13 protein-coding genes are annotated in these 13,858 nt (G+C 63.3%); 3 read left to right on the top strand and 10 right to left on the bottom strand.

From position 1 onward, the window contains the following. Positions 1-25 precede the first annotated feature (25 nt). The 5 genes from IVA80_RS38290 to IVA80_RS01835 are packed head-to-tail and all read right to left on the bottom strand — an operon-like array spanning position 26 to position 3,876. The gene (locus IVA80_RS38290) at positions 26-160 is read right to left on the bottom strand and encodes a hypothetical protein (protein WP_256467336.1); all 135 of its coding nucleotides are present in this window, start codon (positions 158-160) and stop codon (positions 26-28) included. Between the two features lie 15 nt (positions 161-175). Continuing rightward, positions 176-1,078: an NAD(P)-dependent oxidoreductase gene (locus tag IVA80_RS01850; protein WP_247425038.1), complete on the bottom strand. Its 903-nt coding sequence runs from the start codon at positions 1,076-1,078 to the stop codon at positions 176-178. A gap of 20 nt (positions 1,079-1,098) precedes the next feature. Further along, positions 1,099-2,472 (bottom strand): amidohydrolase family protein, encoded by a 1,374-nt coding sequence (locus IVA80_RS01845; RefSeq protein WP_247425035.1) that lies wholly within the window; start codon positions 2,470-2,472, stop codon positions 1,099-1,101. Positions 2,473-2,476: 4 nt separating this feature from the next. Next, positions 2,477-3,556: a maleylacetate reductase gene (locus IVA80_RS01840; RefSeq protein WP_247425032.1), complete on the bottom strand. Its 1,080-nt coding sequence runs from the start codon at positions 3,554-3,556 to the stop codon at positions 2,477-2,479. Further along, entirely contained in the window at positions 3,553-3,876 is a 324-nt protein-coding gene (locus IVA80_RS01835) for a Dabb family protein (protein ID WP_247425030.1), read from the bottom strand. The genes IVA80_RS01840 and IVA80_RS01835 overlap by 4 nt, the downstream gene beginning before the upstream one ends. A 108-nt stretch (positions 3,877-3,984) precedes the next feature. On the opposite strand from IVA80_RS01835, the gene IVA80_RS01830 reads away from it, so the two are divergent. Continuing rightward, on the top strand, positions 3,985-4,908 hold the full coding sequence (locus tag IVA80_RS01830; protein WP_247425027.1) for a LysR family transcriptional regulator: 924 nt from the start codon (positions 3,985-3,987) through the stop codon (positions 4,906-4,908). Between the two features lie 61 nt (positions 4,909-4,969). On the opposite strand, the gene IVA80_RS01825 is transcribed toward IVA80_RS01830, so the two are convergent. The 3 genes from IVA80_RS01825 to IVA80_RS01815 all read right to left on the bottom strand — a co-directional run bounded on the left by IVA80_RS01825 (position 4,970) and on the right by IVA80_RS01815 (position 9,287). Further along, entirely contained in the window at positions 4,970-6,505 is a 1,536-nt protein-coding gene (locus IVA80_RS01825) for a hypothetical protein (RefSeq protein WP_247425023.1), read from the bottom strand. Between the two features lie 27 nt (positions 6,506-6,532). Further along, complete coding sequence (locus IVA80_RS01820; protein ID WP_247425020.1) at positions 6,533-7,708, bottom strand: glycosyltransferase family 4 protein; 1,176 nt, start codon at positions 7,706-7,708, stop codon at positions 6,533-6,535. 232 nt (positions 7,709-7,940) lie between these two features. Then, positions 7,941-9,287 carry a polysaccharide biosynthesis C-terminal domain-containing protein gene (locus IVA80_RS01815; protein ID WP_247425018.1) on the bottom strand — a complete coding sequence of 449 codons (1,347 nt, stop codon included), beginning with the start codon at positions 9,285-9,287 and terminating at the stop codon, positions 7,941-7,943. A gap of 484 nt (positions 9,288-9,771) precedes the next feature. On the opposite strand from IVA80_RS01815, the gene IVA80_RS01810 reads away from it, so the two are divergent. Beyond that, the gene (locus IVA80_RS01810) at positions 9,772-10,995 is read left to right on the top strand and encodes an NAD(P)/FAD-dependent oxidoreductase (protein WP_247425015.1); all 1,224 of its coding nucleotides are present in this window, start codon (positions 9,772-9,774) and stop codon (positions 10,993-10,995) included. 27 nt (positions 10,996-11,022) lie between these two features. On the opposite strand, the gene IVA80_RS01805 is transcribed toward IVA80_RS01810, so the two are convergent. Continuing rightward, positions 11,023-12,159: a GNAT family N-acetyltransferase gene (locus tag IVA80_RS01805; protein WP_247425013.1), complete on the bottom strand. Its 1,137-nt coding sequence runs from the start codon at positions 12,157-12,159 to the stop codon at positions 11,023-11,025. Between the two features lie 556 nt (positions 12,160-12,715). Next, complete coding sequence (locus IVA80_RS01795; RefSeq protein ID WP_247425011.1) at positions 12,716-13,447, bottom strand: DUF3750 domain-containing protein; 732 nt, start codon at positions 13,445-13,447, stop codon at positions 12,716-12,718. 122 nt (positions 13,448-13,569) lie between these two features. Between IVA80_RS01795 and IVA80_RS01790 the strand changes: the two genes are divergently transcribed. Then, positions 13,570-13,830 (top strand): hypothetical protein, encoded by a 261-nt coding sequence (locus IVA80_RS01790; protein WP_247425475.1) that lies wholly within the window; start codon positions 13,570-13,572, stop codon positions 13,828-13,830. Positions 13,831-13,858: the final 28 nt, after the last annotated feature.

The raw sequence follows: 13,858 nt of genomic DNA, 5'->3' as shown, positions 1-13,858 counted from the left end.
CGGTCCGTTGCGCTCTCCGTTCGGCTTAGGCGGCTTGCGCGTTGGTCGCAACCTGCTTCAAGCCGAAATCATAGTTGAGGAGAAAATAGTCGCTGTCCACCATGCGACCATCCGGCGCACGGCCCGCATCCGTGGTGGTGTTCTCGTCAAAGTTGCGCATGGGTGCCTCCGTTGATCAAACTTTCGGCTCCCCGAGGCCGGACAGCCGTTCGAGATGTTTGACGGTCGCGATGAAGTCGGTATCGCCCTCGCCCTGCGCGATCAGCGATCCATAGGTCTCGCGCACCTGTGCTGCGAGCTGAAGCGGCACGCCGGCGGCGTGGCCGGCGCCGAGGATCAAATCGAGATCCTTCGCCATCTGCTTGCAGGAGAAGGTGGACCCGAAATCACGGTTGCGCAGCGGCGCGGTCTTGTACTTCACCATGGGGGAAGCGATCGCGCTGTCGTCGAGCACCTTCAAAATATCCTGCCACGCGATGCCGCCCTTGCGCGCCAGAGCCAGGCTCTCGGCCATCATCGCCGCCGACACCGCGATCATCAGATTGACCGAGAGCTTGGCGTACCGCGCTTCCTCGGCCGGTCCAAGATAGGTCTGCGCTCGGGTGATCGTCGCAAGCAGCGGCTTTGCGGTTTCGAAGGCGTCTTTCGGTCCCGAGACGAAGCAGGTCAAAGCGCCCGTGTGAACGATGCTGGCATTGCCCGAGACCGGCGAACGGAGATAGGCAATGCCGCGCGCCTGCGCGGCGGCGTCGACTGCAGCGGAGGCCTCGACGCTCACGGTGCTGGTCTCGATCAAAACGGCTCCGGGTGCCATCGCGCCGATGAGGCCGGTGGGGCCGAGCAACGCGCCGCGCAAGGCGGCGTCATCGGGCAGGGATGTGATGATGGCGGCCTTGCCGCTTACGGCCTCGGCCGGCGAAACGGCAATCGAAATGCCTTGCGCACGCGCCTCGTTGATTCGCGCGACGCTCTGATCGAATGCGGTCACGGCGAAGCCGGCCCTGGCGACGAGCGCCGACATCGGCAGGCCCATTTTGCCAATCCCGATGAAAGCGACATTCTCTAGAGTGTCTGTCATTGCTCTTGTCCCTGGGACGCTCAGGCAGCGCGTCCCTGTCTTTCGATATCCTGCACCAGCCGCCGGCCGGATTGCGCCAGCAGCTCTTTCTTTGTGTCCAGCGCCTCGACCAGCAGCCGACCGTTCCGCTTCTTCCAGGCGCCGCCGATCATGACGGCCTCGATATTGGCGAGGCTCGTCTGCATCACGACGGTTGCGACGGGATCGTGCACAGGAAAGAGGTTGAGATCGGATGCGTTGATGATGACGAGGTCAGCGAGCTTGCCCGGCGTCAACGACCCGATCTGGTTCTCGCGGCCAAGCATGCGCGCACCCTCGATCGTGATCCAGCGCAACGCTTCACGGACGGGAATGGTGGTCGTCGTCGGAATGGTGCCGCTTTCCTTGCGCGCCTCCGCATTGTCGAGCGACCGCTGCATCGACAATGCAACGCGCGCGGCAGAGAAGAGATCGCCGGCCAGCACGGATTCGAGATCGATGCCGATGGTCGGGCGCACGCCGCGTTTGAGCAGCCGTCCGGTGATCGGGAAGCCGTGGCCCTGGATCATCTCGTTCTCCGGCGTCACCGAGAAGGATACGCCGAGATCGATCATCCGGTCGAGCAGACCGTCAGGCAGGTCGTTGCCGTGGACGATGTTGATGCCGGCGCCGACGAGGCCCGCCTCGATCAGCTTCTCCCAGCCACCCGGCGTCTTGGCCGGACCGCCGCCCTGATGCATGGATGCGATCAGCTTGAGCTCCCGCGCGAGGCGGAAATCATGCATGGCGACATCGAGCGTCGAGTAGTGCGGGCCGAGGATGGCGAGCCCCAGCGTGACGAGCCCGTTGCGGTCGGCGAGGGGGCCTGCGAGCAGCCGTTTGACCTCGCCGTGCGGGTGCGGCACTTCCGAGAAGTGCGGCTCGCCCGGTTTGGGCTCGGGCTTTGGCGAGCCGTGGAAGAAGGCGGCGCGAATGCCGCTTTCGATCAGGCCGCGTACGGCGGCATCGGTGTGATCAGGCGTCGGATTGTTGTGGCACCAGTCGACCAGAGTGGTCGTGCCGCAATTGATCTGGTTCAGCGCGCCGAGAAGCGTGGCGATGTAAATGTCCTCGGGCCGAAACACGGTTGCAAGGCCGGCGTGCATGCGGCGGAAATATTCCAGCAGCGTCCAGTTCGCGGCGTAGCCGCGCAGGGCGGTCTGCCAGGTGTGCATATGCGCGTTGATCAGGCCGGGGATGACGATGCGCCCCGTGCCGTCGACGAACTCGGTCTCAGTCGCGCCGCTGCCGAGGTCGATCGACGCGCGCACGTCACTGATACGGTTTCCCTCGACCAGCACATCGCCGGTGCGAAAGTCGCCGATAGCGCCATCCATGCTGATGATCATCGCGGATTTGATCAACGTGCGCCGCATCGCTTCAAGCCGCCGCTTTGATGGCGACCGGCGGCTCGCCGGCCCAGGCCCGCGCGATGAGGTCGCGGATGGCGCCCCGCTCGAGCGGCCGCGGATTCCAGTAGGCGTTGGTAACCGCGAGATCGGCCGCCTTGTCGATGCCGCTTTCGGGCATGCCGATGTCGCGCAATGCCAGCTTCGCACCAAGCCGCTTCGCGAGATCGAAAAGTCCCTGCGATGCATCGGCAGCGCCGATCGCGCGTGAGATCCGCGCCATCGCCTCGGGCACCGCCGGCGCGTTGTAGGCCAGCGCATGTGGCAGCACGATGGTGTGGGTTTCGGCATGCGGCAGATCGAACGTGCCGCCGAGCGTGTGGCAGAGCTTGTGATGCAGGGCCATGCCGACGGTGCCGAGGCAGACGCCACACAGCCAGGCACCATAGAGCGCTTCGGTGCCGGCCTCGCGATCGTCGCTTTTCGTTGCGATGGCGGGCAGGGCGCGTGCCAGCGCGCGGATGCCTTCTTCCGCCATCAGCGATGTGATGGGATTGGTGTCGCGCGCGTAAAGCGCTTCGACCGCATGCGCGATCGCGTTGATGCCGGAGGTCGCGGTCAGGCTCGCCGGGAGCGTCAAGGTGAGGTCGACATCGTAGATCACGGTCTCCGGCAGCACGGCAGGATCGCGTACCGTGGTCTTCAGGCCGTTCTCGGTCTGGCCGACGATCGGTGTCATCTCCGAGCCGGCATAGGTGGTGGGAATGCAGAGCTGGTTGACGCCGGTGCGCAAGGCCAGTGCCTTGCCAAGCCCGGTGGTCGAGCCGCCGCCGAGCGAGACGACGCAGTCGGCCTCGCACGCCTTCATCGCCGCGAGCGCCCGCTCGGTGACCTCGACCGGCGTATGCATGGTCGCGCCGGGAAAGATTCCGGCATAGAGCGGGCCGAGCGCGGCCCCCAGGCTCTTGCCCTGCGCCTCCTGCTGCGGCGTCGTCAGCACCAGCGCGCGCTTGCCGCCGAGCCGCTCCACCTCGGCCTTGGCTTCAGCCAGCGTTCCGCTGCCGAACACGACGCGGCAGGGCAGGTTTTCGAAAGTGAACGTACCGATCATGCGCCGGTCTCTTTGACGGGATAATCGACCTGGAAGCGCCCGATCCGCAAGTCGCCCAGCGCCTCGCGCACGCGCAGATGTTCCGGGTGGGTGGCATAGGTGGCGAGCGCTGCCTGGTCGGCAAATTCGGAGAACAGCACCACGTCGCAGGCGTAGTCGACATCGCTGACGTCGAGCCCGACTTCGATATGCGTGAGGCCGTCGATCTGGCCACGCAGGCCCTCGAACAAGGTTTTGACCTTGAGTCGGGCCGCGGAGCGCTCCGCGGGCGTCTCCCCGCGCAGCCGCCACATCACGATGTGCCTGATCGGGCCCGACATTTCCCTGTTTCCTCGCCTGCCATCTTGCTTGTGTTCTGGCCATTTTGACTTGCGGGATACGGAAATAAAGGCCAATGATCGTAAGTCTCTTTTCCTGTTTGCGAAAGAATGGACCGCCTGCTCCAGCTGGAAGTGTTTTCCAAGACGGCCGAGCTCGGCAGCCTGTCAAAAGCCGCCGAGGCCTTGCGCATGTCGAATGCGGCGGCGAGCCGCCACCTCAGCGCGCTCGAGGAGCGCCTTGCGGTCAGGCTGATCGAGCGCAACACACGCCGGCTGTGGTTGACGGAGGCGGGGCAGGAACTGCTGGAGCGCTCCAGCCGGGTCTTGAGCGAACTGGCGGAAGCCGAGGACATCGTCAGCGATCGCGCCATGTCGCCGCAGGGCACGCTGCGGGTCACGAGCTCGCTGTCCTTTGCGGTGATCTATCTGGCGCCGATGCTGCCGGCTTTCCGCGCGCGCTATCCGAAGCTCAACATGCAGATCACGACCGCCAACCGGTATCCCGATTTCATCGAGACCGGCATCGACGTGGCGATCCGGACCCGCGAGCAGGAGCCGGATTCGAACATCATCGTCCGTCGCATCGGCCAGATGCGGCGCGTGCTCGCGGCCGCGCCCGCCTATCTCGCAAATGCCGGCGAGCCGGAGCAGCCCGCCGATCTCGCGCGCCACAACATGCTGGTCTACAATCTCGCGAACGATCCCTATTCGCTGCGCCTGCGCAAAGGCCACGGCGCGCAGACCATCCGCATCACGCCGACGCTCGACAGCAATGACGGCCAGGTCATCCGTGGCGCGGCGCTGGCGGGGCTCGGCATCCTCATCCAGCCGCTCTACATCGTTCAAAGCGACATCGCGGCGGGCCGTCTCGTCCCGGTCCTGGTGGATTGGGAGCTGCCACTGCTCACCATGAACATCGCATACCAGAACCGTGCCGGGTTGCCGGCCAAGATCAGGGCCTTCTCCGACTTCCTCGTTACCCACATCCGCGAGAATTCAGAGCCGGGAATCTGGATGGACCCGACCAAGTAGGTGACAGACGCTCTGGAATTCCAGCAGCCATGAGCAAGCAGGGGATGGGCGAACTGGTCGATCAATGCGCCGAGCTTGGACTGGTTCGCGGAGGCAAAGCGACCGATGAAAATCCGCTTGCGAAGGCGCGGATCTTGGGTTGAACACGCGATCCGTCGATCACCTCGAGCCGGCCGCAGCGGTTCAATGTGTGCAGCTTCCTGCCCGGCCATGCCGGTCCGGGTCCAAGGGAGTGGCGCACGACCTGCTTGAACATCGTCGGAGACAGTTCGACCACTTCTGTCAGGCCGAGCGCCGCGCCATATCCGTTGGCGCAATCCTGCACCGGCCGCCACAATTTGCCATCGATGGTGACGAAATTTCCCGCTGGTCGCGCGCTTGCGCGATCGATCAGGACCGGGTTGCTGGCATGGGGCAACCAGGGACCGAGCAGGTGCTCGGCGTAATAGATCGCCAGCGAATCCGAATAGCCGCCGGTTCCGTCGCGCCAGGCCCCGAACAGATAGTTCAGACCGTTGTGCTGCGTGATCGTCACATCGGCCAGTTCGAGACCTGAGAGCAGCGTCGCGTGTCGCTCCCATTTGTCCGGAAACCGAACGCATTTGTAGATGGCAACGTCCCCGTGGAGCGAGCTCTCCGGGATCATCCACAACTCGCCATTGTCCTCGATCAGGAACGGATAGGACAGGTGCCAAGGCTCCTCCAGCACGGGCACGGCGCCGCCGACCGGGCCGGCGTCGCCGAACTCGACCGCCGAAATGATGCCTTTTCCAACCCGGTGATCGAGATCTTCTAAGAAGACGAATGCTCGTCCCTGCCATTTGATCGGGAAGGGATCGGCGTAGAAATGGTTTCCGGGATCTGCAAGGACGTTCCAGCCGGGCCCGGAGAGATCTCCGGTCTGCCAGACGCCAGCGCCATCATTGAAGCGCCATCCGACGTGCCAATGCGGGGCATAGCAGCAGAGGCGGTAGATCTCCTTGGCGATCGACACCGCGAGGCCGCGCGCGACGTACGCCGCCGGCGGCCGGCCATTGCCGGCTCGGGCCGGGCGTGTCAGTTGCGGCACGATGCGCGGCCGTCCCGACAGGATTGCCGCCACCATGGTCAGGGTTCGCGCCATGAGTGTTTCGAGCGCCCCGCTCAAACCGGCCGCGACTTCTCCGGAGGGATGGCCGCGGTCGAGGACCGTACCGTCAACCTCGTTGGCGATGTCGATGACCGGCAGGTCGCCTGCGAGAATAGCCGCCAGCGCCGCGTTTTCGCCTGCCGTTCCATTGAACAACGGGCGGAGATACAGCCGGGCCGAACAGTTCGGATCGCGCGCGGCACTTGTGAAATCGACGATCACGTCGGCCGCGCCCGTGCGAGGTTGCGTCCGTTCCGGATCGATTTTCAGCCTGTCGGCGCCGCTGTGCTTACCCTTGTGCAGCACCACGCGCTCAAGTTCGAACAGCGCGTTGAGCCCTGCGGGCCGTGGCTCCGCCGTTGCGGTCCACGCGATTTGAACCGGAACGTCCCGGCCGTCGATCGACAGCGTCTGGCGGTGCATCCACCGCCGCGCATATTCACGTTCGCAGCGAAACTCGATGATCATGTCCAGCCAATCTAGTCCAGCGCGGGGTCAGATGACCTGGTTGAGAATTTGAACGTACCCCTCCACCATCGCATCTACCGAATAGCGCAACCTCAGGCCTTTGGCGTTCCGTTGCAGTTCGTCGCTCAGCGCTTGGTCGGTCAGAAGTCTCGAGACGGCAGCCGACAGCTTCGCTTGATCTGAAGCATCGACAAAGAGTGCAGTGGGCTTTCCTTCGAAGGACAGCACCTCCCGCAGCACGGGAAGATCCGTGACGACGGAGGGAACGCCGGCGTTGGCGGCTTCGACGGCGGCGAGGCCAAAGGTTTCGGCCTGCGTCGGAAAGACGAACACGTCGAGACAGGCGAGAAAGTCCGCGATCTGGCGCGGGGCGATTTCACCGAGCAGATGCACTCTGTCCGACACCTTCAGGTCGTCCGCCAGCTGCCTCAGCCGCGCCTCGTCGGCGCCCTGGCCGGCGAGTGCAAGGTGCCATGACGGTTCATCCGTCAGGAGGCGTATCGCCGCATCGAGCCGCTTGTGCGGGTGCAGCCTCGCCGCGCAGCCGAGCAGGACGCGGTCCGGCGGAAGGTTGAATTTCTGTCGTGCGGCGCTTTTCGGCAAGATCAATGCCTTGTCTTCGAAGCCGTGCGGGACGTGCACCACGCGCGATCGATAGGCCTGGGGGTAGCGCGAATACTCGCGCTCCATGTCCTGCGAGTTAAGCGTGATGCGATCGAAGAAGCCGAGGCTGCCCATGATGATGTCGGCCGTGCGAACCGGTCGGCTCATCGACAGCGCGGATGAAACCTGATTGGCGACGACAGGTGCGCGGCTGACGAGGCGCGATACGCCCGCGCCGATGACGTTGCCGAAATGCTGGAACGTCAGGACCGCGTCGGGCCTGATAGCCCTGATATGGCCGCCGAGCGTCCACAGCATCCGCAGCAGCGCCAGCGGATCGCCCGGGCGGCTCGACGCGCAGTAAAACGTCTCGGGAGGCTCTTCGAAAGAATCCGATTTGCGGAAGAAGAACAGGTTGGAGACGCGGTGGCCGCGCGCGATCAGGCCGGCGCCCAGCAGCCTGGATATCTCCTGTGCACCCGCATTCTCGGCCTGGGTCTGTACGAGAAGCACGTGCAGCTTTCGTCCGCCGCCGTTTGGGCGCGCGAGTGCTGTCGCGATCGTCTCGTTCAATTCCTTGTTCGGCTGATAATGGAGCACGGATCCCGACCGCTAAAGAAACGAAATCTTCACCTTCTTGACGCCGTACCTATCATGCGAGCATCGCGCGGACACCGACTAGCCAAAAACGGAGTTAATGCGGCGCTTGCGGATCGGCATCGTTCGTGCGGGAATTCTGCTGGTTCCCGATGATGCGCAGCGAGCGCGTTAACCAATTGGCCGTGCGCGAGAGCAGGCGAGTGACCGCGAATTAAACAAGCACTGCTGACGCCTAGTCGCCGGAGTCGGCGCCACGGACCGCGTAGGTTCCGCGTTTGAAAGCGGAGAAGCGCAACAGCACGAGAACCGATGGATCGACGCCGGTTCGCCGCCGACACAGGATATTGAGGGCGATGGTTGCAAGCGCAAGCGACACGGTAGCCGAAATCGCTGCGCCAAGCACGCCGAGCCAGGGAATCAAAACAAGGAAACCGATGAGCCGCAGCGCGACGTTCGCGGCAACGACGGGGACATAGATGCGTTCATGGCCGGTCAGTTGCAGGATCGCCGCGGATGGACCGCCTGCGGCCTGGATGGCCGTTCCGATCGCCAGAACGATCAGGACCGTGTGCTGCGCGGCGAAATGAGGTCCGAACAGGTTGAGAAGATAGGGGCCGCCAATCCAGATCAGCGCGAGCCCGGCGACCACGCAAAGCGCGGTCACTTCCGCCATGAGTTGCAATGTCCGCTCGAATTCCTGGTGGTTCTTGCTGAAGTACAGCGAAGGAAGCCGGCGCGCTGCGAAAGAGTACAGCGCGGCGGACAGCATGGCGAAGATGTTGGCGAGGCGCGAAGCGGCAAAGTAGATTCCGGCGGTCGCCGGATCCAGCATCCAGTAAACCAGAATGACGTCGAAATACTGGTTCGCGGCCTCGAGGATGGACGCGAGCCAGAAATGAAGCGCGCTCGATCGCCAGCGCGACGTTTCGGAGCGCGCTGCCGTAGCGCGCAAATCCGGCAGAGCCCGCGCAATCGCAATGATCTGCGCGACCATTCCCACCGACATGGCAATTGTCATTACGGCGATCAACTCGGCGGGGTCGATCTGCCGATGACCGAACAACATGACGAGCAGAAACAGGACGACGATGACGCGCCAGAAGAGTTCGCGGTTTCCCTCGCCCATGAGAATGCTGACCAGCGAGCGTGCGATCTGGCTGCCGAGCATCAATCCGGCATTCACGGCCGTGTAGGCCGAGACCGCGAGGATCAGCAACCACCAATCGCCCCTGAAATGAGCGACCAACGCGACTGCGGCGATCGCGATCAGCATCGCGACGAAGCTGATCTTGAAGCTCGAGAGGAGGACACCTTTGGTGAGGTCCGGCCTTTCTCCGATCTGATACTCGTTCAGGAATCGCACCAGCAGCGACTCCTGGCCGACCAGTCCCACGACCGCTGCGATCTGGGCAACCGAAAGCCAGGTCGCGAAGATACCGAATCCATCGGGCGACATCGTCCGTGCCGCCAGCGAGAACAATGCAAACGCGAGCGCGCCGCTGCCAACCTTGAGGAGGATGGTCCCGACAACGCCGCGCGTCACGTCACGCTGCAGGAATTGAACAATGGAATCGATCATCGAAGATACGGAGTGTCCCCCGAAGATACCCCTTGCGATAGCGGCCCGAGCCTAGCATGCCAGGACATCGCGTGTGTTAATATGCACCCTTCGGATTCTGTCGTCCGTAGCTGGAGCGGGCTGTGCGCCGCTGCGTCACCCTGAAACAGCTGCGTCCCTGATGTCCCAGATAGAGCAAAGACCGGCTCGGTTGAAAAGCGGCGCGATGCCGCGCTGGCGCACGATGAGAAACGAAGCCAGCCAGTCTGCGGCTGTTCGAGCATTGAAATGGCCCCTCAGGAATGGATTCGAACCAGTTATCTGACGACAGAGCGGTATTTGGAGATCGTTCTCAGCAAGGCACGTGCCGCGACGGCGCCGGCCGGATCAACGCTCCCAGCCATTAACCTCAATCTGCGGAAATGATCGCGTTTGGCCCTGCGATCCGACATCAGGCGAGAGAATTGCACATGGAACCACCGTTACCCGTGGGAGCCCAAAAGCCATGACGACGGATAGAACCGTGACCGCTCCGATCGATCCCGCCGGGACTGCGACCATCGTCGCAGACATCGCGATCGTCGGCGGCGGCCTTGCGGGATCGCTCGCCGCTTCCGTTCTTGCGCGGGCGGGGCATCGCGTTGCTCTCGTCGACAAGCGCGCGGTTCATCCTGACGAATTCCGGGTCGAGAAGATCGGAGGTCAGCAGCTGGGGATGTTCCGCAAGCTGGGCTTCCTCCATGCGCTCGAGAACGTCGCTTGCCGATATGATCAGGTGCTCAATATCAGGGAAGGCAAGGTGGTCGATGTCAGCGTCGGCCAGGCTTACGGACTTCCCTATGCCGATCTCGTTGCAATGGCGCGCAGCCAGCTGCCTGATCCTTCCAGTCTTATCGTCGACGAAGTCACCGCAGTCAAATGCAACGACGATATCCAGCATGTCGAGCTCGCCTCGGGACGGCGCCTGGATGCGCGCCTCGTCGTTCTGGCCACGGGCATGGCGGGGGTTCTCGGCTACAAGCTCGGTATCAGGCGGCGCGTGCTGGCCGAGCGTCATTCGGTTTCGTTCGGCTTCACGATCGCCCGCCGGGATGGCGCGCGGTTCGATTTCGAGGCGCTGACCTGCTACGGCGAGCGCACGGCGGACGGCATCGATTATCTCAGTTTGTTTCCGGTGCCTGCCGGTATGCGGGCGAACCTCTTCATGTTCCGCGACCCGACCGATCCGATCATGCGCGAGCTGCGCCGCGAAGCGGGAGCGACGATTTTGCGCCTGCTGCCGGGATTGCGGCCTTACCTCGGCGATTTCCACGTGACCGACCGGGTTCAGAATTGGGTGATGGATCTGACCGTCGTGGAGGGACACCTGCAACCCGGTGTCGTGCTCATCGGTGATGCGTTCCAGACCAATTGTCCTGCCGCCGGCACGGGCGTCGCTCGGCTGCTGATGGATGTCGATCGTCTTTGCACCGAACATGCGCCGCGTTGGCTGACAACAGCGGGCATGGGCACGGAGAAGATAGCGCAGTTCTATTCCGATCCCGACAAGGTCGCGGCAGACCAGCGGTCGTTGAACATGGCGCGCTTCCGCCAGGCCCTGACGTCCCGCAACGATATCGGATGGGATGTGCGGCGCCGGCTGCACTTCCTGAGGCGCAGTCTCACGCATCGTGTCGATCAGATGCACCCGGGCTGGCTCGGACGCGTTCGCGGTGCGCTCCGTGCCTGAGTTCTGCGCCACTCGCTTGCGCTTCGGTTAGCGCGTGGGCGTTGGGGTGCGGGCCGGCAGGAGCCTGAAATCCGACAGCCGCTTGGCCGCCAGTTTAAGCCAGGGAGCCTGTTTCAGTGCGAACAAGCTGACGGCGCCGGCGGTACTGCCGGTCTGCGTGACCATCCACATCGGCGAGGGCTGCCCGCCGAACAGTTTCTTGTATGGCTCATCGCCAATGGTGAAGTCGAGCATCCGATCGCCGCGCTCGATGCAATCCCTGGCGACCTGCTCGAACATCAGCGAACCCAAGGACTGGCTCTTGTATCCGGCAATGTCGAAGGCGCTCATGATGACGAGGAATTTGCCGCGATGGCACAGTCCGAGCACGGCGGCGATCACGCCGCCGTCTATCTTCATGGCATAGAGTCGGACAAACGAGCCGAGACCGCGGCCGGCCACGTCGGAATAGAAGTCGTAATATTCGGGGCGCTGGAGTAGATCTCCATCGCCCTGGGCCTGAAACCGCGGGCCGCGAAATTGCTTCATCGCTTCCATCGCCTCAAAGATGGAGGCGCTGTCGTTGCAGCATGAAAAGTCCAATGCTCCCTTCTTCTGGAGCTGGCGATGTTTCTTTGCGAGCTCCTTCTGATAGGAGCGATCCAGCGCGCTGGCGCGCCATTGCTCGAACGGGGCGACGAGAACGGTCGCGTAGGCGTTCGTATCCATCGATACCCGGCGTGGCGCGCCCAGGAGGCTTTCGATCGGAAGCCGTGCGTCGGGCAGCTTGGTCATGCGGAGCAGATCGAACGGGCGGACGAGGCGCCTGATCTCTGCGCAGGCACCTTCGTCCTCCAGCAGGCTGGAAAACACCTCGGGACTGCAGACCGGCGCCAGATAGTCGGATACGCGCAGATCGGCGAATTCGATGGTGCGGATGGGGCCGCGCCGGATCCGGAGCAGCGGCAGCACCATCGCCAGCGCTCCCGTTGTGCGGCGGCGGACCACGACCACCAACCGCTTGGCCCCCGCATGGGAGGCGAGCCTGGCGTAGAGACTATCCAGCCAGAGTGGATGCTGAAACGCAGTTGCGGCAGAGCTGTCAAATAGCTCCGCGTATTCCGGAGACAGAAAGTCGAAATTCTGCTCGATGGCGATATCGAATGTGTCGCTTGGCTTGTTCATGCGTGACCAGGGAAACCAGATAACCCGGGGAAAAGACGGTCGAGCCGGATCTCGCGCTTTTTATAGCAGGGTCGTGACGGCCGAGACACCGGCGGGTGCGATTTGCATTAATGCATTGGGCTCGACTCGTATCGTTACCGAATTGTTAATCTGGCGGTCGCTCTCGATCTCGCCGGCGGCCGTCCGTGCGGTGTCGCAGGGCGTATCGGGGTTGCGATCATCCCGGCATTGCTCGCCGGCATCGGCCTCAAACTTGCCGCCATTCCGAGCCGGCCAATATCAGCCAGGTCACGATCGCCTTGAGATGACGCAGGTGTGCCGAGCGCATCTGGCCACGATGGAATTTTGCCAGTGTTTTGCCCGACGAGTCAAATGACCAGAGCCTGATGAATTCAGGCCGTTCGGGCAGCGGCTTCGCGCTCTGCGCCCGCGGAGCGATTCAACCAGACCTCGTCTCGACTTAAGCGGCGTCAGCGCGGATAACCGGAGGTGGCGGTTCTACTTTGCATGGGGTTGTTTTTCAGGTTTTTTGTTTGGCGAGGTCGCTGTCGGCCCTCTACAAGCCGGCCGCCACTCCGAGACGGCCTATGCCGGGGAGCTTGAGCGCCGGCCGTCGGACATCGATGCCCAGCACCGCGCCGAAGAAATTGATCTCGAACCCTTCGACCCAGCCGATCGTCATGCCGAGGTAACCCGACAGCGAGGCGTAGAGGCCCGTGCCGGAAGGCGTGACGCCGGCCCAGCGTCCGCTGTACGGATAATCCTTGCCGATCGCGGTGGGTGGAAGGACAGCACGAAGCTCGGGAACAGCGTCCAGCGCCGCCTGCACGAAGGTGTTGGAATTCGGTCCGGGCCAAGGGCTGTAATCGCCATAGGCGCGGAATCTGTAGTTCTCGATGACGTAACGCATCTTGGGGATCAGCGCTTCGGCCGGTGTGCCGTCGACCGCCACGACAGTTTCCGGTATGGCGCCGAACCAGCGGCCGTCGGGCGCAAATCCGTTGCTGCGGATCGGGTCGCCCCACGCCGTGTAATCGTATCGGCTATAGGTTGCGGCGCCCTTTTCCTTGACGACGATCCAGGTGTGGACCGCGAAAATACTGCGCCAGCGCACCGTGCGCGCGGCAAAGACCCGGATCAGCGCCTCCGGATTGGCGGATGCGGGCGGCAGCAGGCCGGCGCTCGAGCGATCTGCCGTCTGCCAATTGCCCCGAGCATCGCCAAACAAATAATAGCGTCCGGCCGACAATCCTATCGGCAGGAAGACCAGCAGCAGGAAGAGTGTCAAGAATTTCCTCAAGGATGGACGGCGGTCAGGCGGGAAGACACGACTAATATAGTTTGCCCGGCGGGTCGTGCCAGCACGCTTCCGGTCTTGCATTTGGGAGGTGCGCCCCCATGTTCCCGGTTATGATGAAGCTGTCACTCGTTGAAGATCAGGCCATCCAGGCGCGAATCGCATTCATCGCCGGCGCCGAGACGTTTGATCGTCTCTTCGCCGGCATCCGATTCGACGAAGTCGACGGCACTTTGCTGTTCGCCATCGCGAGGGACGAGGACTGCGCGGCTGAGATCGAAGACGAGTTCTCGCATCATCTCGCTGTGGTCGCCACGCAAATTCTCGGGCAGAACGTCGACGTTGTCGTGGTGCTGCCGAAGGTCCTGCAATAGCTCTCGACTGCCTTCGGGTCGGCCGGCT

Source organism: Bradyrhizobium sp. 139 (genome assembly GCF_023074175.1).
Classification (GTDB): Bacteria; Pseudomonadota; Alphaproteobacteria; order Rhizobiales; family Xanthobacteraceae; genus Bradyrhizobium.
This window is presented reverse-complemented; position numbering and strand designations above follow the sequence as displayed.